Below are 20,291 nucleotides of genomic sequence, written 5' to 3' on the forward strand. Positions count from 1 at the left end.
TCAATTCGTGCGTGCCATGCCTGCCGGCGCCGTGCGCCCGGCCAGGGTGCCTGTTTGCGCGGCCAGGCGCAGGCTGGCGGCAATCGCCTGCGCGCGCATGTCTTCCAGCGAAAACTGCGCCTGGGTTGCTTCGCGCACGGCGTTGAGCACATCGTTCCAGCTCTTGCGGCCGATCACGTACTGGCGTGCATACGATTCGAATACCTGTGTCGAGGTGGTGCTGGCCTCGCCCGCATTGCCCAGGCGCTGGCGGCTCGCCTCGGCCTCGTTCCAGTCCAGCGTGAAGCGCTCGCGCACGTCGCGCTCGGCCGCATCGTGCGCCGCGCGCGCGCCTTCGCGCCGGGCCACGGCGGCGTCCACGCCGGCCTTGGCCGACAGGCCGGCGCCCGGCTGCGCCTGCAGCACCAGCATGGCGCGCGTGCGGTTGTCGGCATTCATGCCGCCCGTAGGCTTTTCCATGCGCAGCACGACTTTCGGCATGTAGGCCGAGCGCTGCAGGGTGATCTCGGAATCGGCGGCCTGCGCCTCGAAATCGAGGCGGTGCAGGGTGGGGGAGTAGTCGATGGCCTGGCGCATGACCCGCTCCAGGCTGGCGTCGGGCAAGGGCTCGCCCACGCCGATGCCCGCGCCGGTGACCAGGCGCACCGGTTTGCCGGCCAGTTGCGACAGCTGCGCCAGCGCGTTTTCCTGCGCCTGGCGCGCGTTCGATACGTCGTTGGCCGCCTGGTAGGCGCGCGATTCGGCCAGGCGCTGGTCCGTTTGCGAGCTGACCGACTGCACCACGCGGCGCTTGATCATGTCCAGCAGACGCTGGTGCTCGGCCAGGCCTTCTTCTGCCGAGCGCACGCGGGCCGTCTGGCGCAACGCCTCGGTGTAGGCGGCGATCACGCGCAGCGAGAGGGCCAGGCGTTCTTCCTCGATGGCCGCGCCGGCCGCGTCGACCCGGCTGCCGGCGGCATCGATGCCGGCGTCGATGCGCCCGCCGCTCCACAGGGGCTGCTCGATGCGCACCACGCCGCCCGTCTCCCGGGAACCCGTGGGGACTTCGGCCGACAGGCTGGGGAAGCGCTGCCACTGCGCGCCATCGAGGTCGGCGCGCGCGGCCGCCTGCGCCGAGCGCTTGCCCTGCACGGCGGGATGGCTTTGCAGCGCCTGCTGCAAGACCTGGTCGAAACTCCAGGCCGTGGCACCCTGGGCATGGGCGAAGGAACTGATGGATGCCATGGCAATGGCCGCCAGCAAGGCCGCGCCACGTGGCAGTAAAAACAATGCTGGGAAACCGCGTAATCTCATCCCGTATTTTTCCGGCCCATGGCCTGACGCATTTCAAGGTATGGGCGGGAGCGCGCTGCTGCACGCTCCCGCTGCCGTGCCAGGCGCGGCGCCTGGCGTGGGACCACGCCGTCAGACCACGAAGTTGGCTGCCGTCAGCTGCGTGATGTTCACGCCGCTGAGCAGCACCAGCGCCGTGTCGATGGCATTGGCGTTGCTCAGGTCACTCGAGTGATACACCGTCACGGCGCCGCTGTTTTGCGCATCGGCGATGACGATGTAACCCTGTCCCGACAAGACGCTGTTGTCGGCCGCGATGGCGCTGGCCGCCGCGCCGATCGACACGGACGTGCCGTCGAAGATGAACAGGTTGTTGTTGCTGAAGTCCGTGCCCACGTTGACGCCCACGGCCACCGACGCCGTCAGGTGGGCGATGGCCGACATGTCGATCACGTCGCCGCCGGCGGCCGGCAGGCCCGTGCTGAAGTCGGCCACCGTCAGCGGATTGTGCAGGGCGTTCTGGCTGAGCACGAACAACTGGCTCGCGTCCGTCAGGTCGGCGTGGGCCTGGGCAGCAGCCGCCGCCGCGGCATCGGCGTTCGCCGCCACCGTCAGCGAGCTGGCGTCCGTCAGGTCCGCCTGCGCCTGCGCCTGCAGGGCGGCGGCTGCTGCCGCATCGGCTGCCAGGTGCAGGGCGTTGGCGTCCGTCAGGTCCGCTGTATGGGCCGCCGCCAGCGCCGCCGCCGCTGCCGCATCGGCGGCCTGCGTGAGCGCCACGGCATCGGTCTGGTCGGCCAGCGCTTGCGCGGCGGCGGCGTGGGCCGCGTCCGTCGTCGCCACGACGGCCAGGGCATTGGCGTCGGTTTGCGCGGCGATGGCGTTCGCTTGCGCCAGGGTGACGTCGGCTGCCTGTGCATCGGCCTGGGCCTGTGCCGCCGCCGCGTCATCGGCATATGCGGCGTTCGCGTTGGCATGTGCCTGCGCCGCAGCCGCCGCCGCGCTGGCGGCGGCGGCATCGTCTGCCTGCGCCGCTTGCAGGGCCAGCAGGGAAGCGGCTGCCTGCGCCTGTGCCAGTGACGCCGCTGCATCGTCGGCATGCGCGGCCAGCGCGGCTGCCGCCGCATTGTTGGCGTTGAGCGTGGCAGCCGCCGCAGCCGCATCGTCGGCCTGTGCCTGCTGCGTCAGGGCCAGCGAAGCGGCGGCCTGGGCGGCAGCCGCCGCGGCCGCGTCGTCGTCGTTCTGCGCCGCGGTGGCCGCTGCCAGTGCGCTGGCAGCCGTTGCCGCCGTGCTCACGGCCAGGGCATCGGCTGCGACGGCGGCCGTGTGCGCGGCGGTGGCGGCGGCGGCATTGGCCGCGGCCTGATTGGCTGCCGTGTCGTCGGCCTGCGCCGCCTGGGCTGCGAGCAGCGCCGCTGCCGCTGCGGCGGCGCTGGCGGTTGCCGTGGCGTCGGCCGCTGCGGCGGCCGTGGCTGCCGCTTGCGCGAGCGCCGCGGTGGCGGCGGCATCGGCCGCCGCCTGGTCGTCGGCGACGGCGGCGTTGTGCGCGGCCTGGGCGTTGGCCGCGTTGGCCGCTGCCAGCGCGGCTGCCGCGTCATCGGCTTGCGCTGCCTGCGTGGCTGCCAGGGTGATGGCTGCCGCGACGGTCGCTGCCGCTGCCGCAGCATCGGCGTCATGCGCGTTTTGCGCCGCCAGCTGGGCGGCCGCTGCCGCGGCCGCGGTGGCGGCGACGTTGGCGTCGGCGGCCAGGGCCGCGTCCAGCGCCAGCTGCGCATTGGCGGCGGCTATGGCAGCCGCTGCCGCGGTGGCGTCGTCCGCCTGGGCATTGAGGGTGGCGGCCATGGAAATGGCCGCTTGCGCTGCCGCAGCTGCCGCGGCGGCATCGGCATTTTGCGCTGCGACGGCCGCCGTATGCGCGGCCGTCGCATTGGCTGCCGCGGTGGCGGCGGCTGCATCGTCGGCCTGGGCCGCCGCCAGCGCCGCGTGGGCGGCTGCCGCATTGGCATTGGCCTGGGCCGCGGCATCGGCCGCACTCTGGGCGGAGAGAAGGAGGTTCAGTTTCAGCGTCCTGTCATTGTCCGCATCCGTGGCGTTGACATCGGCCGTCACGGCGGCGTTCAGGTTGGCAATGGCCGCGTTGAGCGCGGCATGGGCGTTGAGGGCCGCCGTGTCGGCCAGCTGCGCCGCCAGGGTGGCCGCCGCCGAGAGGGCGGCCGTGTGCGCGGCATTGGCGGCGGCATCGTCGGCGGCCAGGGCTGCGCTGGCGGCGTTCAGTGCATTGTTGGCCGCCGTGGCAAGCGCCGCCAGGGCTGCATCGGCCACCAGCGCGGCGTCCGCAATGAGCTGAGCCGCTGCCGCAGTTGCCGCCGTGCTTGCCGCGGTGGCGTCGTCGGCCAAGGCGGCATTGGTGGCAGCGAGCGAGGCGTTGGCCGTCAATATCGCCGCGTTGAGTGTGGTCGTGGCGGTATTCAGCGCTGCTTGCGCGTTGCTGGCTGCTGTCGCTGCGGCGCTGGCGGCGTTGTCGTCTGCCAGGGCCTGGTTCAGCGCGGCCAGCGCGCTCGCTGCCGTTGCCGCGGTCGTGCTGACGGCGAGATCGGCGGCCTGGGCTGCCTGCGTGGCTGCCAGCGAGATGGATGCCGTGAGGGCGGCGGCAGCGGCGGCGATATCGTCCGCTTGCGCATGCTGCGTGGCGGCGGCCGAGATGGCGGCCAAGGCGGCAGCAGCAGCGGCAGCCGTATCGGCGGCGGTAGCGGCAACTGCGGCGGCCGTGGCATTGGTGGAGTTCAGCACGGCCGCAGCGGCCGCCGCATCGTCGGCCAGGGCCGCGTTCAGGGAAGCGAGCGCGTTGGCGGCGATGGTGGCGGTGCTGGCGGCGGCACTGTCGGCCAGTTGCGCCGCTTGCGCGGCCGCTTGCGAGACGTTGGCGACGGTGGCCGCCGTGGCGGCTGCCAGATCGTCGGCGACGGCGGCGGCAGTGGCCGCGCTTGCCGTCACGGCTGCCGCGGCCGTGGCTGCCGCATTCGCATCCGCCTGCAAGGCCGCATTCAGGGCCGCCAGGGCATTGGCGGCCGTCGCTGCCGTCGCGGCGGCGGCGGTATCGGCCGCTTGCGCAGCCTGGGCCGCTGCCAGCGAGGTGGCGGCCACGCCGGCGGCGGTCGCCGCGAGCGTATCGTCCAGCTGCGCCGCCGTGGCTGCCGCCTGCGAGGTCAGGGCCAGGGTGGCGGCGGCGGTGGCGGCATTGTCGGCCGCGATTGCATTGTTCAGGGCGGTCAGGGAAGCTGCCGCCGTCGCTGCCGTCGAGGCGGCAGCCGCATCATCGGCTTGTGCCGCCAGCGCGGCGGTGTGCGACAAGCCGGCCGTGGTGGCGGCGACGGTGGCCGCCAGCGCCGCCACCAGGTCGAGCGGATGAGCGGCCGAATACGCGGCCAGGGCGGCGGCATTCGCGGCGTCGTTGTTGGCTACTGTGGTGAGCGCGGCGGCATCCGTCAGGGCGGCCTTGGTGGCGGCCACGGTGGCGGCCGTGACGTCGAGCGTGTGGGCCGTGCCCAGGAGGACGGCGTCGGTGAGGCCGGCGACGGTGGCGGCGGCCGTGGCGGCCGTGGCATTGACGGTCGCGACCAGGCCCAGGGCGACGGCGTCCGTCAGGTTGGCCGTGGTTTGCGCGGCGGTGGCGGCGGCCGCATCGACGGTCGCCGTCAGTCCCAGAGCGACGGCGTCGGTCAGCGCGGCGGTGGCGGCAGCCGTGTTGGCGGCGGCCGTGGCAGCCGTCGAGACGGTGCCCAGTGCAACCGCATCGGTCAGGTTGGCAACGGCGGCAGCAGCGCTGGCGGCCGTATTGGCGGCCGTCGACACGAGGCCCAGCGCCACGGCGTCGGTGAGGTTGGCCGTCGTTTGCGCCGTGGCGGCCAGCGCCGCATCGGCCGTGGCAACCAGGCCCAAGGCCGTGGCGTCGGTCAGCGCGGCGGTGGCGGCAGCCGTATTGGCGGCGGCGGTGGCTGCTGCAGAGAGCGTGCCCAGGGCCACGGCATCGGTCAGGTTGGCAACATTCGTTGCCGTATTGGCGGCGGCCGCGGCGGCCGTGGCGAGCAGGCCCAAGGCGGCGGCATCGGTCAGGTTGGCCGTTGCCTGCAAGGCGGTGGCGGTGGTCGCGTCGGCCGTGGAAATGAGTCCCAGCGCCGTGGCATCCGTCAGCGCCGCCAGGTTGGCGGCGGAGGTGGCGGCCAGCGCATCGGCGTTCGAAATGAGGCTCAGTGCGATGGCATCGGTCTGACCGGCGGTCGTGATGGCCGCGGCTGCGGCCGCATCGGCGGTGGACGAGACCAGGCCCAGGGCCACGGCGTCGGTCTGGTTGGCAACAAATTGTGCCGTGGTCAAGGCGTTTTGCGCCAGCGTATTGGCGGCCGTCAGGGTGGTGACAGCCGTCTGTGCGGCAGTTGCAGCGGCGGCATCGGTCGTGGAAATGATGCCCAGCACACCGGCGTCGGTCAGCGCTGCCGTGGCGGCGGCAGTCGCGGCGGCGGCCTGTGCCGCGGCCGCAGCACTGACGGCCGAAATATCGATCCCGCCCAGCAGGGCGGCCGTTTCCGCCGCCGAGACGGCAGCGGCCGCCGTGCTGATGAGTGCTCCGGCGTCGGTCAGGTCGGCGGTGACTTGCGCAGCAGCGGCCGCCAGCGCATCGGCGGCGGAGACGCCGGCAAGGATGGCGGCATCCGTCAGGCCGGCGGTGATGTCGGCATTGTCGGCATCGAGCTGCAAGGCATTGACGGTGGCCGTCAGGTCGATCACGCTGGTCTGGCCGGCCGTGACGCTGGCCGCCAGGGCGGCGAGGTTGGCCAGATTGAAGGCATTCAGGGCGACATTGACGTCCAGCAGACTGGCTTGCGCATTGGCGGCCACCGCGTCGGCATCGGCCTGGTCGGCCGCTTGCTGCAGGGCGACGACATCGGTCTGGTCGGCTACTGTCTGGGCATTGGCGGCGTCGCTGGCGGCGGCCGCGTCGGCGGCAGCCAGGGCCGCGGCATCCGTCTGGTTGGCCGTCGTTTGCGCGGCCAGCGCGGCGGCGGCATCGGCGTCGGAAATCACCTGCAGGGCGGCGGCGTCCGTCAATGCCGCTTGCGTGGCGGCGCCGGCGAACGTGCTGGCGGCCGCATCGGCCGTGATTTGCAGGGCGGCCGCGTCGCTCAGGCCGGCGGTGACGACGGCATTCGCCGCGGCCGTGACGGCAAGGGCCGCGGCGGCGTCGAGTGCGGCGGCATCGCTGCTGGCGGCCAATGCGGCGGCGGCTGCTGCGGCAGCGTCGGCATCGGAAATCAGGGCCAGTGCGGCCGCATCCGTCAAGCCGGCCTGGAGTTGTGCGGCATTCGACGCGGCAGTGGCGGCGTCGGCGATCAGGCCCAAGGTGGGCGCATCCGTCATGTTCGCTTGCGTCTGTGCATTGGCGGCATTCGTCGCGGCGGCATCGGCGGCCGCTTGCAGGGCGACGGCGTCGGTGGCGTTGGCGATCGAGGCGTCCCAGGCGGCAACGCCGGCGGCGGCGTCCGCTGCCATGCTCAAGGCGACGGCGTCGGTGAGGCCCGCTTGCGTTCCGGCCGCGGCGGCCGCATTCACGGCGGCGGTGGCTGCGATGCCCAGTGCCGCGGCGTCGCTGGCATTGGCGTCTGCCGCCGCATTTGCTGCCGCGGTGGCGGCGGCGTTCGATGCGGCAGCCAGGGCGGCGGCATCGGTGGCGGCGGCCAGGCTGGCCGCGGCGGCGGCATTGGCGGCATCCGCATCTGAAATGAGGGCCAGGGCGGCGGCATCGGTCAGGCTGGCCTGGATGCCGGCCGCGACGGCGGCATTGGCGGCGGCGCTTGCCGCCAGGTCCAGTGCGGCGGCGTCCGTGGCATTGGCCAGCGCCGTGGCGGCAGCGGCAGCGGCGGCATCATTGGCCGAGATGACGGCCAGCGCCGCGGCATCGGTCAGCGCTGCCTGGGTGTTGGCTGCGTTGGCGACGACGTCGGCCGCATCGGCGATGGCTTGCAATGCCGGGGCGTTGGTCTGGTCCGCCTGCGTTTGTGCCGCATCGGCGGCGGCGTGCGCGGCGGCGGCGTTGGCGGCAGCCGTGGCGGCAGCCGCATCGTCATTTTGCGCCGACGTGGTGGCGGCCTGCGACAAGGCGGCAGCGGCGGCGGCGGCGGCCGCCGCGTTATCGTCATTCGTGGCGGCACTGGCGGCGGCCTGCGCGGCGGGCACGGCGGCGGCCGTGCTGGCCGCCAGCGTGTCGTCGCTGGTGGCGCTATTGGCGGCGAGCAAGGCTGCTGCCGCGGCAGCGGCGGCTTGCGCCGCCAGCTGGTCGGCCAGGATGGCCGCATTCGCAGCGGCCAGCGACGCTGCTGCCGTGGCTGCCGCCGCGGCAGCGGCGGCGTCATCGGCCTGGGCATTGGCGGCGGCCGCCGCGGCCGCGGCGGCGGCCAGCACGGCGGCGTCGGTCACGACGGTGGTGCTGGACTGATTCCCCGTGCCACCCTGTCCGCCGGTCGAGCCGCCCGTGCCACCGGTACCGCCAGTACCCGTTCCTCCCGTGCCCGTGCCACCGGTGCCGCCCGTGCCCGTTCCTCCCGTGCCTGTGCCACCCGTACCGCCCGTGCCCGTGCCTCCGGTTCCCGTACCGCCCGTGCCGGAACCGCCAGCAGCGGCGCCTCCGCCTCCGCCGCCACCTGCCGCGGCGGCGACCAGGCCAAGGCCGCCGAGCGCACCCAGCACGCCCAATCCGCCCAGCCCGCCCGCAGCGCCCGCACCCGCGCCGGCGCCCGCCGATGCCCCGGCGACATCCACCACACTGCCGCTGGGGATGCCGGCGGCGCCCGCACCTGTGCCCGCAGCGCCTGCGGCGCCGCCATTGTTATCGCTTTGCGGCGTGCCGAGGTCGGCGCCAGCGTTGCCGGCCTGGCCTGCGGCCGCGCCACTGCCACCGGCGGCCAGGGCCGCTGCTGCCACGGCCGCGGCCGTGCCCAGGGCGGCGGCATTGCCGTTATCGGCGCTGCCCGTGACTTCCACGACATTTTCAGGCGGCATGGTCGCGCTGGCATCGGCCCCTTTGAGCAGTTCATCTTCGTCATACTGCTTGCGCTCGCCGGTTTTCGGGTCGACGGCTTTTTTTGCGGGCGTCGCGATCTTGGCGCCAGCGCCTTCGGCATTGACGGGAACTTGTGCTGGATTTGGGGTGGTGGCCATTTGAAAATCTCCGGAAAAGGTTATGTGTTCGATCAATCTTTTAAAATAATAAAAAATTAATAATCTGCTTCGTTTCCTTGCTTGCTCCGGCGAGGCTTGGGCCGAGGTCGAACTCTGGTGTTTCCGATGCTGATAGTGGCAAGTAAAACATAATTGGAAAAAAAACGCTGGGGCAAAAGAGCGCTACTTCAACAATATTGAAAATATCATTTTCATATTTGTTTTGCGTATCGCCGTTTTCTTGTATTTTGTTGCGCCGGCAAAGGACTTGTGCGGCCAGATGCACTGGCAGGCGGACGCCTTTTTATGTGGCATGCACTGGATCCCACTCTGAGAATAGTTTCAATTTTGAAACTTCCAATTTCATTTTGATCATTTTCCATGACGCTATTCTGTCCGGCGTTACGCACGATAATTCTCACGGATTGTCACGCGATGACTTTTTCAGGCTGAATTTTTTGCCGTGTTACCGTATTTCTGCGCCTTTTATCCAAAAAACCATCTTGCTATCGAATTGCTAGTTGTTGTTTTTTCGGCTGACGATTATCAAATGTGATTGGTAATAAAATACGATAGAAATAATTATTTGTAATTTTTATATCGGACTAATACTATCGAATAAATAGTCGTGATGTCGCGGGCGCGATTTTTCATAATAACTATCAGTAAGGTAGTTATTATTTCAGAGGGGTGGGTGGCATAAAAATGGAAAACGCCCCGGCGGGCGGGGCGTTTTTTATGGGGCAGCGAGATTGCGCTGTCAGCCTTCCTCGCGCCAGCGGCGCAGGCGGATGGCGGCGTAAATCAGTGCCGCGCCTGCCGCCGCCCCTAGCCAGGCGGATGGCAAGGCCAGGCTGGACCAGGAATTGCTGAATACATCGATGCGCGTCATGTGCGATCCCCCTTCTGCCAGGGCGTGCATGTGCGGCAGCAGTCCCGGCTCGAACAGATACCAGCTGCCGGGGAGGGTGCCCAGCAGGGCGCGCCCGATGACGTTCATCTGTATCCAGTCGATGCCGCTTTCCGTCTGCGTCAGCTTGCCGGCCCAGACGGCCAGGATGAGCAAGAGCAGCGGCACGCCGACGGCCCACAGGAAGACTTTCGACCTGGCCCAGCTCGATACCATCAGCAGCCAGCCGACCGTCGGCAAGGCCCACAGACAATACACGGGCAGCAAGCCGAACACGCGCAGCGGTCCCAGGTACAGGCCGGGGGTAGCGAGCAGTTCGGCAAACACGTGGATGCCGTTGGCCGCCAGCACGCCGCTCAGGATCAGGACCAGAAGCAGCGAAGTCACGCTGGCGGCAGCGGCCACGATCAGCGGTGCGACGAGCAGGGCGATGGCCGCTTTCGACAGCACCGTCTGCGCATCCGAGATGGGCAGCGATTTCCAGAACAGCACGCTGCGGTCGCGGCGGTCGTCATGCAGGGCGCTCAGGCAATAGAAAAACACCAGGAAGCCCAGCGCCAGGAACAGCGGCGCCGCCGCGTAGGTATAGTTGTTGGCAACGGCGTCGATGATTTCCGTACGGCGCGGACCGAAGGTGCGGGTGTTGAAGACGGTGCTCCAGGACACTTCCTCGCCATTGACGATGAGCGCCGTGCGCATCTTGGTCTTGGCGATGGTGCCTATCGTCATCAGGGCGCCCAGCACGGTCATGACGATGCCGATCAGGGCGGGCGTCCACACCAGCATGCCCTTGTGTTCCCACAATTCACGCCGGATCAGCCATTGCATCTTGTTGGCAGGGGAAATACTCATTGGTACGATCCTTTCATGGTCGCGACAAACAGGTCAGCCAGGCTGGGTGTGCGGACTTCGCCCAGGGCGGCCAGCTGGGTGCGGGCGACGCCGTCGAACAGCATCACCGACTTGCCGAACACGCTGCGTTCGCTGATCGGCTGCAGGGCGCGCGCCGGATTGACGTGCTGCGGGCCCACCATCACCTCGATATAGCGCTCGCCCACTTCTTCCATGCTCGAGGCCAGCACGATCTTGCCGTCGCGAATGAACATCAGGTCGCTCAGGATGTGTTCCACTTCCTCGATCTGGTGCGTGGTGATGACGATGGTCTTGTTTTCATCGAAATAGTCTTCCAGCAAGTTCTGGTAGAACTGCTTGCGGTACAGAATGTCCAGGCCCAGGGTCGGCTCGTCGAGCACCAGCAGTTTGGCGTCGATGGCCATCACCAGCGCCAGGTGCAGCTGTACCACCATGCCTTTCGACATGGCCTTGACCTTCATCTTCGGCGCCAGCTTGGTGTGCGCCAGGTAGCGTTCGGCCTTGCTGCGGTCGAAACGTGGATGCACGCCAGCAATGAAATCGATGGCGTCGGCCACGCGCAGCCAGCCCGGCAGGATGGCCACGTCGGCGATGAAGCACACGTCGTCCATCAGCGCGTCGCGCTGCACGCGCGGATCGCGCCCCAGTACCGACAGCTCGCCATCGAAGCCCGTCAGGCCCAGGATGGCTTTCAGGGTGGTGGTCTTGCCTGAACCGTTCGGCCCGATCAAGCCGACGATGCGCCCCGGCGCGATATCGAAGCTGATGCCGTCGATGGCGACCTGCTTGCCATACTGCTTGCGCAGGCCGCGTGCGCTGATGACGCTGTCCTTGTTCAATGCATTCATGCGCTCTCTCCATGTGCGCCACTGTCGCGGCTCGCCTGCAATAGTTGCTCGAGGTTAAGGCCCAGTTGCGTGATGCGTTCCAGCATCGCCGGCCATTCTTCGCGCATGAAGCGCTCGCGTTCACTGGCCAGCAATTTGTCGCGGGCGCCTTCCAAGACATACATACCGAGTCCTCTGCGTTTTTCCACCAGGGCATCGTCGACCAGTTCCTGGTAGGCGCGCGAAACCGTGATGGGATTCAATTGATAATCGGCCGCCACCTGGCGCACCGAAGGCAGGGCGTCGCCGGACTGCAGCACGCCATCGAGCATCATGCCCACCACTCTGGCCTTGAGCTGGCGGTAGATGGGGCTATTGTCGTTCCATTCCGCGCTCATGGGATGCGCTCCCACAAGGGCGGGGCGGTGCGGCGCGTGAAAAATGCTGTCGGCATGGTGGCTCCGTGATGTATTGAGTTGGTGTTGTAGTTAACTATAACAGTGAAAATGCAAATGTCAACAGTTTGACGCTTTCCAACCATGTGGAAACTATAATATTGCGTGTTTGAAAAAATTATTTGATAGCTTCTGGCGAAAATCATCGCCAGTTACCATGAAAGCAGCAATGATTAATCGATATGACGAATTGCACAATCTGTTTAGGCGTGTCGGCTGTAGCGTCGCCCTGCTGGCCGGACTGAGCGCATGTGGCGGCGGTTCCAGCGGTGGCACGGCCACGCCAGTGCCACCAGTCGAAACATCAACTTACTTGTTGGGTGGCACGGTTAGCGGCCTGCTGCCTGGCACCAGCGTCGTGCTGACGAACGGCGTGGATAAGGTGACCGTTACGGCTAACGGTCCCTTCAGCTTTGCCGGCAAGCTGGCGGCAGGGACGGCTTATCAAGGCAAGGTCGACAGTGCCTCCGAGGGGCTAGGCTGCAGCATCGCGCAAGGCTCGGCAACGATGGGCAATGCGGATGTCGGTACGCTGGTCGTGCGTTGTCTGCCTGTCGTGCTCGCCGGGATGCAGGAGAAAATCCAGCGGCTGGCAGGTATGGTCAGTGATGCCGCTGGCAACTACTATATCGCCGATGCGGGCAATCAAGTGATCCATAAACTGGGTACCGACGGCACCTTGAGCGTGTATGCGGGCGTGATGGGCAAGCGTGGCGTAGATGACGGCCCGGTGTCAAGCGCCACGTTTTCCTTTATCGAGGGTTCCCGTCTGGCAATTGATCGCCAGGCGAATCTTTTTGTGAGTGACTACTGTCACGCCGTGTTGCGCAAGATCACGCCAGCAGGCATGGTTAGTACGGTTGCTGGCCAGCGGCGCAGCAGTTGTGAGGCTGATGATCTTGAGCCGGCGTCTGCGTATGTTGATGGACAGAAGGACCAAGCCCGCTTAGGTTTGCCGGGCAGCTTGGCCATCGATGTGAACGGTGATGTATTGCTGGTCGATGCACACAAAAATACCATACGCCGCGTCACGGCAAATGGTATGGTCAGCACCCTGGCATGGACATTTGCTCCTATGCCTGAAGTCAGCAGCGACTTTCAACGCGTGGGCCGACTTGCGCTCGATTCCGCTGGCAGCGTTTATTTTGCCGATGCCACCGGTTCTTATCTATTCCGCATCCACAATGGCCTGGCGGTCAAGGTGGCGGGGAACCGCTCGCAGAATTCTTCTGTCGACGGTACCGGTGGCGCTGCCAGCTTTTTCCGCATTCGCGGCATGCAGTTCAACCGCGATGGCGAGTTACTGCTGGCCGATGGCGGCAGCATTCGGAAAGTGCAGGCAGACGGCAGGGTGAGCACCGTGCTCGGTGCTGGCATGCCTGATGCGAACGGTCAGGCGCCAGGTTTCAAGCAGCTCAATGATATGCTGCTCGATCCGTCCGGCGCCTTGGTCGTGTATGACCTGGGCCGACATATGCTGCGCAAGCTGGAGCGCAATGGCGTACTGTCAACGGTGCCTGCCTTGCCGGGACATATCGGCCTCGTCGATGGCGTTGGCGCTGCCGCGCGCTTGACGTTGGGCTACGCGCGAGCCGTCGTGGCGGATGCGGCGGGGAATGTCTACCTGGCCGACGACGTCAACAAGGTCATCCGTCGCGTGACGCCCGATGGCGCGGCCAGCCTCTTTGCGGGGATGGCGGGCAAAGACGGCCGTGTCGATGGAGCGCGCGGTACCGCGACCCTGCAGGGGCCGGTGGCCATGGCATTTGACAGGGAAGGCAACCTGTATTTTGCTGACCAATATCATGGCATGCCATGGCTTGTCTTACGCAAGATCAACAAACAGGGTGAGGTATCCAGTATTGCGGAATTGCCGGTTTCGTATGGCACGCGCTTCGCGCTGGCGGTCGATCAGCAAGATAATGTTTATTGGGTGAATAATGCAGGCAACGGCATTTACCGGCGTCCGCCGGGCGGCGAGTTCGCCTTGTTGATGCCCTTCGAGAATGCCATGAAGGTATTGAATGGAAAGCTTGGCACGCGTGACTATATTTCAGCGGCCAGCCTGGCCGTCGACCGCCGCGGAGCGCTCTACTTTGAAGACATCCAGCATCATGTGATCTTCAAAGTGGCGCAGAGTGGGGATGTCAGCCATTTTGCCGGCACCTCCTTGCGGAGCGATGGAAAGGATGGTCCGCCGGGAACCGGAAGCCTGATGGCAGGTGACTATTTTCCATTGGCAATAGATGCCAACGACAATCTGTACACGGGTGGTCAAGACGGCATACGCAGAATCGACAGTGCCGGTGTCATTTCTACGCCGCAACTAGGCTGGGGTTCTCCTGTACTGAGCACTTTCGCCATCGGTAACGGTGTGTTCTATGGCTTTACCGCCCAGGCCCTGATCCAGACGCCCTTGCCCTAGGTGCACGGTTGCGCGGCTGACGCATCCCTCAGCCGCGCCTGCAAGTCCAGCGCATTGCACAGGGCGGCCCCGGCCGCCGTATTGTCGAAGATGCACCAGCTGTTCGCTGGCGGCCGTGCGGCCAATTCATTGGCCAGGGTCGCCAGGTAGTCGGCAGGATAGTCCGAGTAGTAAATCCGCGGGCTGCCGTGCAGGCGCACGTAGGCGGCATCCGTGGTCGGCACGTGCAGCCCCGGCTGGCCGGCGGGCGGATCGGCGCGTACGCGTGTGATGGCCTGCTGCGTGAGCAGCTCGGTCGCCTCCGTTTCGAACCAGCTGGGATGGCGCGCCTCGCAAGCGAGCATGCCGTCGAAGCGCTGGCGCAGTGCATGGAAAAATGCGCTGGCCTCGGCCCCCTCGAAACGCAGGCTGGGCGGCAGCTGGACCAGCACGCAGCCCAGTTTATTTCCCAACTGCAATATCTCCCCCGCAAAGCGGTCGAGTTCCGCCGTGCCCTCGCGCAAACGCCGTTCGTGCGTGATGCTGCGTGGCAATTTCACGCTGAAGCGGAAATGCTCGGGCACGCTGGCGGCCCAGCGCGCGTAGGTTGACGGCTGGTGCGAGCGGTAGAACGAGCTGTTGATTTCCACGCAATCCAGCACCTGGGCATAGCGCTGCAGGTGGCTGCCATCGAGGGGAAGGTGGCTGGCGGCGGCGCTGGAGATGCTCCAGCCGGCCGTGCCGATATAAACAGTGTGCATGGCGCCATTACAGCAAGGCCAGGCGGGCGCGGCTATCGGACAAACGCCCGTGCTGCGGTCGGCGCAAGCCTAGTCGATGATGTCGCCGCTGAGATCGTGGCGCGTGATGTTGCCGCGCGCATCGATGGCGATCCAGCCGCCGCGCTGCGGTTCCACGTCGCATTCCCAGTCGGGCAGGACATAGCGCAAGGTTTCGTCAACTTTATGCACGGCAGGGCGGTGCGTATGGCCGTGGATCATGACGGTGCTCGCGTGTTCGGCAAATACTTGGGCGACAGCGTCGGGGGTGACATCCATGATGTCCATGGATTTTTCGCCATTGTGCTCGCGGCTGCTTTGACGCAAACCGTCGATGATGGCCTTGCGCTGCGCCAGCGGCATGGACAGGAACTGCTTTTGCCAGGCGGGCTGGCGCACCATGGCGCGAAACTCCATGTAGCTGACGTCTTTCGTGCATTCGGCGTCGCCATGCAGCAAGACGATGCGCCGGCCGGCAATCGTGGCCACGTGCGGTTCGCTGAGCAGGGTGGCGCCGGCGGCGGCGGCAAAGCCGGAGCCGACGAGGAAATCGCGGTTGCCGGCGATCCAGTAGACGTGCACGCCAGCATCGCTGACGGCGCGGATGGCAGCCGTCATGCGCGCATTGAACGGGTCTTCCAGGTCATCGTCGCCGGCCCAGTATTCGAACAGGTCGCCTAATAGATACAGTGCCTGCGCATATTGCGCATGGTGTTCCAGAAAGGAAAGAAATGCCGCGCTGGTGCGCGGGTGCGAGCTCTGCAGATGCAGGTCGGAAATAAAGAGTGCGGCAGGCATTGTCATCGTTCAACGCTCCCAAAAAGTGATGTACATGGAGAGGCGCCAACGCGGCAATGCCTGTTATTCATGATGCCAGAGCCGAATTACGCGGCTTCTACTTTTTCGATGATGACGTCGGTCACTGGCACGTCGGCGAACATGCCGGCGCGCGAGGTTTTCACGGCGCGGATGGCGTCGACGACTTCCTTGCCGTCGGTAACTTTACCGAACACGGCGTAGCCCCAGCCGTCCTGGCCTGGATAGTCGAGGAAGCTGTTGTTCTTGATGTTGATGAAGAACTGGGCCGATGCCGAATGCGGATCCGACGTGCGGGCCATGGCCAGGGTGTAGGTATCGTTTTTCAGGCCGTTCTTGGCTTCGTTTTCCACGGTGGTGTCGGCAGGCTTCTGTTTCATGCCTGGCTCGAAACCGCCGCCCTGGATCATGAAGCCGTCGATGACGCGGTGGAAAATCGTGTTGTCGTAGTGACCGGCTTTCATGTAGGCCAGGAAGTTGGCAACCGTTTTCGGCGCTTTCTCGGCGTCCAGTTCAGCGGTGATCTTGCCCAGATTGGTGGTGATGATGACGGAGGTCATGATGATCCTTAATAAATTGGATGAATAATTGATTCAGCGGCGCCGGGCAGGCCGGCGCCGCAAAAACGCTATTTTACAGTTTTGCGGGCGCTGTTTTGAGTAAAGTCGCCGATTCGATCACGACGGGGGTGACGGGCACGTTCTGGTGCGGTCCCTTGTCGGCCACAGGCACGGCCTTGATCTTGTCGACCACGTCCATGCCTTTGATGACTTTGCCGAACACCGTGTAGCCGAAGCCGTCGCGGCCAGGGTAGTCGAGCGCGCCGTTGTCGTTGACGTTGATAAAGAATTGCGCGGTGGCCGAATGCGGGTCGCCCGTGCGCGCCATGGCGATGCTGTAGGTGACGTTTTGCAAGCCGTTTTGCGCTTCATTCCTGATCGGCGCCTTGGTGGCTTTCTGCTTCATGTTCTTGTCGAAGCCGCCGCCCTGTATCATGAAGCCGTCGATGACGCGGTGAAACACGGTACCCTTGTAATAACCGCTTTTGACGTACTGCAAGAAATTGGCCACGCTTTTCGGGGCTTTTTCCTGATCCAGTTCCAGCACGATCTCGCCCATGCTGGTTTTCAGGGCCACGTGCGGCGTGGGGTCGAGGGCGGTTGCCGGAGCGGCCGCCACGACGGCGCTGCCCAGGGTCAGGCCGGCAAACAGGGTGCAAAAGCGGGCCAGGAAAGACAGGCGTTTCGATTTGGTTTCTTGCATGAAGGCGTCCTTGATCGTTATTTTTCTCTAAACTTGCTTTAATTGTAAAGAACTGAAAATTCGGTTGAACATCGTAAAAACCTGATTCATATCGGGCCAGTATGGTTTTTATCAATGTTATACTTGACCGCTAACGCCCCAATTCTAACAAACAAGAACAACAATATAGCGGGTCGACAGTTTTCGGCGCACACGGCAGTTCAGTGGCGCGGCACCCCCGGTGTCCGCGCCTGTCTGTCGTTTTGCCAGGCTGGCGGCCGCTCCACTTGCAAAGTACGATGAGCAATCTAAAGATTTACAACACCCTGGCTCGCGAGAAGCAGGTATTCGTCCCGATGGAAGCGGGCAAGGTACGCATGTACGTGTGCGGCATGACCATCTACGATTATTGCCATATCGGCCATGCGCGCATGATGATGGCGTTCGACGTCATCTACCGCTGGCTGAAAGCCTCCGGCTTCGACGTCACGTATGTGCGCAATATTACGGACATCGACGACAAGATCATCCGCCGCGCCGTGGAAAACGGCGAGACGATTTCCCAGCTGACGACGCGTTTCACCCAGTACATGGATGAAGACACGGCCGCGCTGGGCATCCTGACGCCGGACCATACGCCGCGCGCCACCGAATACGTGCCGCAGATGCTGCGCCTGATCGAGCAGCTGGAAGCGAAGGACCTGGCCTACCAGGGCGCGGACGGCGACGTGAACTACGCCGTGCGCAATTTCCCCCACTACGGCAAGCTGTCGGGCAAGTCGCTCGACGACCTGCGCGCGGGCGAGCGTGTCGACGTCAACACGGGCAAGCGCGATCCGCTCGACTTCGTGCTGTGGAAGTCGTCGAAGGAGTCCGAGCCGGAAGAAGTCAAATGGGATTCGAAGTGGGGCAAGGGCCGCCCGGGCTGGCATATCGAATGCTCGGCCATGTCCTGCGCCTTGCTCGGTGAACAGTTCGACATCCACGGCGGCGGCGCGGACTTGCAATTTCCGCACCACGAAAACGAGATCGCCCAATCCGAAGGCGCGTTCGGCCACACCAGCGTGAATTACTGGATACATAATGGTTTCGTGCGCCTGGACAATGAAAAGATGTCCAAGTCGCTCGGCAATTTCTTCACCATCCGCGAAGTGCTGCAAAAATTCGATGCCGAGGTGATCCGCTTCTTCATCCTGCGCGCGCACTACCGCAGCCCCCTGAATTACTCGGACGTGCATCTGGACGACGCGCGCCTGTCGCTGACGCGTCTGTACACGGCGCTGGCCGACGTGGCGGTGGAAGAGGGCGCCATCGACTGGAGCGAAGCGCATGCCGTGCGCGTGCGCGAAGCGATGGACGATGATTTCAACACGCCGCTGGCCGTGGCGGCCCTGTTCGACCTGGCGACGGAAGTCAACAAGAGCAAGTCGCCCACCCTGGCGCGTCAATTGAAGGGTCTGGCGGGCGTGTTCGGCTTGCTGGAACGCACGCCGCAGCAATTCCTGCAGGCAACTGTCGGCGCCGCCGGCGGCCAGGACGAGGCGGCCGGCATCGAAGCGGCGATTGCGGCGCGCAGCGCGGCGAAAAAGGCGCGCGACTTTGCCGCATCGGACAAGATCCGCGCCGAATTGTTGGCCGCAGGCATCATTCTTGAAGACAAGCCTGACGGCTCGACCAACTGGCGCCGCGCATGATGCCAACGTCCAGGGAAAACGGGGAAGCGCCAGTAGTCGCTGCGCAGGTGATCCAGGTGCCGCACTACTGGGAAGAGGCGAAGATCGAGCTGATGAAGCGCGACCGCATCATGAAAAAGCTCATCCCGCAATTTGGCGACCTGCACCTGGTCGGCCACAGCGACCCGTTTACCACCCTGGCCCGTTCGCTGGTGGGCCAGCAGATCACGCCCAAGGCGGCGGATGCCGCCTGGAAAAAGCTGCTGCTGGCTTGCCAGAAATGCACGCCTTCGCAAGTATTGAAGGCAGGCGCCGAGCAATTGTCCGCTTGCGGCTTGTCCAAACGCAAGACCGAATACATCCTCGACCTGGCCGACCATTTCAAGGCCAAGCGCGTGCACGCGAGCCAGTGGGACCAGATGGATGACGAAGCCGTCATCGCCGAACTGGTGCAGATCCGCGGCATCGGCCGCTGGACAGCCGAGATGTTTCTGATATTTAATCTGCTCCGGCCGAATGTCTTGCCGCTCGACGACCCTGGTTTGATCCAGGGCATCAGCGTCAATTACTTCTCCGGCGAACCCGTTTCCCGCAGCGATGCGCGCGAAGTTTCCGCCAATTGGGAACCGTGGCGCACCGTGGCGACGTGGTATCTGTGGCGCAGTCTCGACCCTGCAGCCGCCCCTGCCGCACCCGATGCAGCCCCCGGCGCCCCAGCCGGTACGGTAAAATAAACATAGATGACGCCGCGCGCCCTGGCGCCGTGGCCGGTAAAACCTGGAGGTACAATGACTAAAACGACTTTCCTCAATTTTGAACAGCCGATAGCGGAACTCGATTCCAAGATCGAAGAGTTGCGCTTCGTGCAAGACGATTCGGCCGTCGACATCTCGGAAGAGATCGACCGCCTGGCCAAGAAGAGCCAGCAGCTGACCAAAGATATCTACGCCAAGCTGACGCCATGGCAAGTGGCGCAGATCGCGCGTCACCCGCAACGCCCCTACACCATGGATTACGTGAATGAAATCTTTACCGATTTCCACGAATTGCATGGCGACCGCAGCTACGCGGACGATCTGTCCGTCGTCGGCGGCCTGGCCCGCTTCAATGGCCAGCCGTGCATGGTCATCGGCCACCAGAAGGGCCGCGACACGAAGGAGCGCGCCATGCGCAATTTCGGCATGCCGAAACCGGAAGGCTACCGCAAGGCCATGCGTCTGATGAAAGTGGCTGAAAAGTTCAACCTGCCCATCTTCACCTTCGTTGACACGCCAGGCGCCTTCCCCGGCATCGACGCGGAAGAGCGCGGCCAGTCGGAAGCCATCGGCCACAACCTGTACGTGATGGCCGAGCTGAAAGTGCCGCTGATCGCCACCATCATCGGTGAAGGCGGTTCCGGCGGCGCGCTGGCGATCGCCGTGGGCGATGCCGTGCTGATGCTGCAATACTCGACGTATGCCGTGATTTCGCCGGAAGGCTGCGCCTCGATCCTGTGGAAGAGCGCCGAGCGCGCCTCCGACGCGGCCGAAGCGCTGGGCCTGACTGCCCACCGCCTGAAAGCCATGGGCCTGATCGACAAGATCATCAACGAACCGCTGGGCGGCGCCCACCGCGATCCGAAACAGATGGCGACCTTGCTCAAACGCGCACTGGCCGACACCCTGCGCCAGTTCCAGGGCATGAAAACCAAGGACTTGCTGGCCGCGCGGCATGAAAAACTGCTGAGCTACGGCAAGTTCAAGGAAACCACGCCGAGCGAGTAAATCATCGCCGGCGCAGGCCGGCAGCAAGAACACCGGGGACAGGCAGCCAGACGACAGGAGTCGTTTGG

General features: G+C 65.2%; 14 protein-coding genes. 4 read left to right on the forward strand and 10 right to left on the reverse strand.

Annotated elements, in window-relative coordinates; genetic code table 11:
* From AC1RJW_RS21855 to AC1RJW_RS21880, 6 genes are all read right to left on the reverse strand, one after another.
* Positions 1–1,224: a TolC family protein gene (locus AC1RJW_RS21855; RefSeq protein ID WP_493046836.1), complete on the reverse strand. Its 1,224-nt coding sequence runs from the start codon at positions 1,222–1,224 to the stop codon at positions 1–3.
* Between the two features lie 180 nt (positions 1,225–1,404).
* A complete protein-coding gene (locus tag AC1RJW_RS21860; RefSeq protein WP_493046837.1) occupies positions 1,405–8,481 on the reverse strand; it encodes a hypothetical protein in 7,077 nt (2,358 codons plus the stop codon).
* Positions 8,482–8,521: 40 nt separating this feature from the next.
* Positions 8,522–8,767, reverse strand: coding sequence for a hypothetical protein (locus AC1RJW_RS21865; protein ID WP_493046838.1), 246 nt, complete (start codon positions 8,765–8,767; stop codon positions 8,522–8,524).
* A 474-nt stretch (positions 8,768–9,241) separates the two neighbouring features.
* A complete protein-coding gene (locus AC1RJW_RS21870) occupies positions 9,242–10,243 on the reverse strand; it encodes a hypothetical protein (RefSeq protein ID WP_493046839.1) in 1,002 nt (333 codons plus the stop codon).
* A complete protein-coding gene (locus AC1RJW_RS21875) occupies positions 10,240–11,112 on the reverse strand; it encodes an ABC transporter ATP-binding protein (RefSeq protein ID WP_493046840.1) in 873 nt (290 codons plus the stop codon). The genes AC1RJW_RS21870 and AC1RJW_RS21875 overlap by 4 nt, the downstream gene beginning before the upstream one ends.
* Positions 11,109–11,489, reverse strand: a complete 381-nt coding sequence (locus AC1RJW_RS21880) for a GntR family transcriptional regulator (protein WP_139091276.1) — start codon at positions 11,487–11,489, stop codon at positions 11,109–11,111. The genes AC1RJW_RS21875 and AC1RJW_RS21880 overlap by 4 nt, the downstream gene beginning before the upstream one ends.
* Positions 11,490–11,655: 166 nt before the next feature.
* Between AC1RJW_RS21880 and AC1RJW_RS21885 the strand changes: the two genes are divergently transcribed.
* Complete coding sequence (locus AC1RJW_RS21885; protein ID WP_493046841.1) at positions 11,656–13,971, forward strand: NHL repeat-containing protein; 2,316 nt, start codon at positions 11,656–11,658, stop codon at positions 13,969–13,971.
* Here AC1RJW_RS21885 and AC1RJW_RS21890 read toward each other — a convergent pair.
* From AC1RJW_RS21890 to AC1RJW_RS21905, 4 genes are all read right to left on the reverse strand, one after another.
* Complete coding sequence (locus AC1RJW_RS21890; RefSeq protein ID WP_493046842.1) at positions 13,968–14,711, reverse strand: DUF72 domain-containing protein; 744 nt, start codon at positions 14,709–14,711, stop codon at positions 13,968–13,970. The two genes, AC1RJW_RS21885 and AC1RJW_RS21890, sit on opposite strands and share 4 nt — an antisense overlap.
* A 69-nt stretch (positions 14,712–14,780) precedes the next feature.
* Positions 14,781–15,527, reverse strand: a complete 747-nt coding sequence (locus AC1RJW_RS21895; RefSeq protein WP_475417831.1) for a UDP-2,3-diacylglucosamine diphosphatase — start codon at positions 15,525–15,527, stop codon at positions 14,781–14,783.
* A gap of 86 nt (positions 15,528–15,613) precedes the next feature.
* Positions 15,614–16,105, reverse strand: a complete 492-nt coding sequence (locus AC1RJW_RS21900; protein WP_071326571.1) for a peptidylprolyl isomerase — start codon at positions 16,103–16,105, stop codon at positions 15,614–15,616.
* Between the two features lie 73 nt (positions 16,106–16,178).
* Positions 16,179–16,808, reverse strand: a complete 630-nt coding sequence (locus tag AC1RJW_RS21905; RefSeq protein ID WP_493046843.1) for a peptidylprolyl isomerase — start codon at positions 16,806–16,808, stop codon at positions 16,179–16,181.
* Positions 16,809–17,086: 278 nt separating this feature from the next.
* On the opposite strand from AC1RJW_RS21905, the gene cysS reads away from it, so the two are divergent.
* From cysS to AC1RJW_RS21920, 3 genes are read left to right on the forward strand one after another with little or no spacing between them, the layout of a single operon-like run.
* A complete protein-coding gene (gene cysS, locus AC1RJW_RS21910; protein ID WP_493046844.1) occupies positions 17,087–18,481 on the forward strand; it encodes a cysteine--tRNA ligase in 1,395 nt (464 codons plus the stop codon).
* Positions 18,481–19,194, forward strand: coding sequence for a DNA-3-methyladenine glycosylase family protein (locus tag AC1RJW_RS21915; RefSeq protein ID WP_493047071.1), 714 nt, complete (start codon positions 18,481–18,483; stop codon positions 19,192–19,194). Before cysS ends, AC1RJW_RS21915 begins: the two co-directional genes overlap by 1 nt.
* A gap of 54 nt (positions 19,195–19,248) precedes the next feature.
* Complete coding sequence (locus AC1RJW_RS21920) at positions 19,249–20,223, forward strand: acetyl-CoA carboxylase carboxyltransferase subunit alpha (protein ID WP_034784047.1); 975 nt, start codon at positions 19,249–19,251, stop codon at positions 20,221–20,223.
* The last annotated feature ends 68 nt before the right edge of the window (positions 20,224–20,291 follow it).

It is taken from the genome of Janthinobacterium sp. GW822-FHT07A03 (genome assembly GCF_058798815.1).

What these genes read in the sequence shown, in the direction of transcription:
- AC1RJW_RS21855 (WP_493046836.1), bottom strand. Translation starts at nt 1,224, where the DNA reads ATGGCATCCATCAGTTCCTTCGCCCATGCCCAGGGTGCCACGGCCTGG.
- AC1RJW_RS21905 (WP_493046843.1), bottom strand. Translation starts at nt 16,808, where the DNA reads ATGCAAGAAACCAAATCGAAACGCCTGTCTTTCCTGGCCCGCTTTTGC.
- AC1RJW_RS21890 (WP_493046842.1), bottom strand. Translation starts at nt 14,711, where the DNA reads ATGCACACTGTTTATATCGGCACGGCCGGCTGGAGCATCTCCAGCGCC.
- AC1RJW_RS21875 (WP_493046840.1), bottom strand. Translation starts at nt 11,112, where the DNA reads ATGAATGCATTGAACAAGGACAGCGTCATCAGCGCACGCGGCCTGCGC.
- AC1RJW_RS21880 (WP_139091276.1), bottom strand. Translation starts at nt 11,489, where the DNA reads ATGAGCGCGGAATGGAACGACAATAGCCCCATCTACCGCCAGCTCAAG.
- cysS (WP_493046844.1), top strand. Translation starts at nt 17,087, where the DNA reads ATGAGCAATCTAAAGATTTACAACACCCTGGCTCGCGAGAAGCAGGTA.
- AC1RJW_RS21870 (WP_493046839.1), bottom strand. Translation starts at nt 10,243, where the DNA reads ATGAGTATTTCCCCTGCCAACAAGATGCAATGGCTGATCCGGCGTGAA.
- AC1RJW_RS21900 (WP_071326571.1), bottom strand. Translation starts at nt 16,105, where the DNA reads ATGACCTCCGTCATCATCACCACCAATCTGGGCAAGATCACCGCTGAA.
- AC1RJW_RS21895 (WP_475417831.1), bottom strand. Translation starts at nt 15,527, where the DNA reads ATGCCTGCCGCACTCTTTATTTCCGACCTGCATCTGCAGAGCTCGCAC.
- AC1RJW_RS21860 (WP_493046837.1), bottom strand. Translation starts at nt 8,481, where the DNA reads ATGGCCACCACCCCAAATCCAGCACAAGTTCCCGTCAATGCCGAAGGC.
- AC1RJW_RS21915 (WP_493047071.1), top strand. Translation starts at nt 18,481, where the DNA reads ATGCCAACGTCCAGGGAAAACGGGGAAGCGCCAGTAGTCGCTGCGCAG.
- AC1RJW_RS21920 (WP_034784047.1), top strand. Translation starts at nt 19,249, where the DNA reads ATGACTAAAACGACTTTCCTCAATTTTGAACAGCCGATAGCGGAACTC.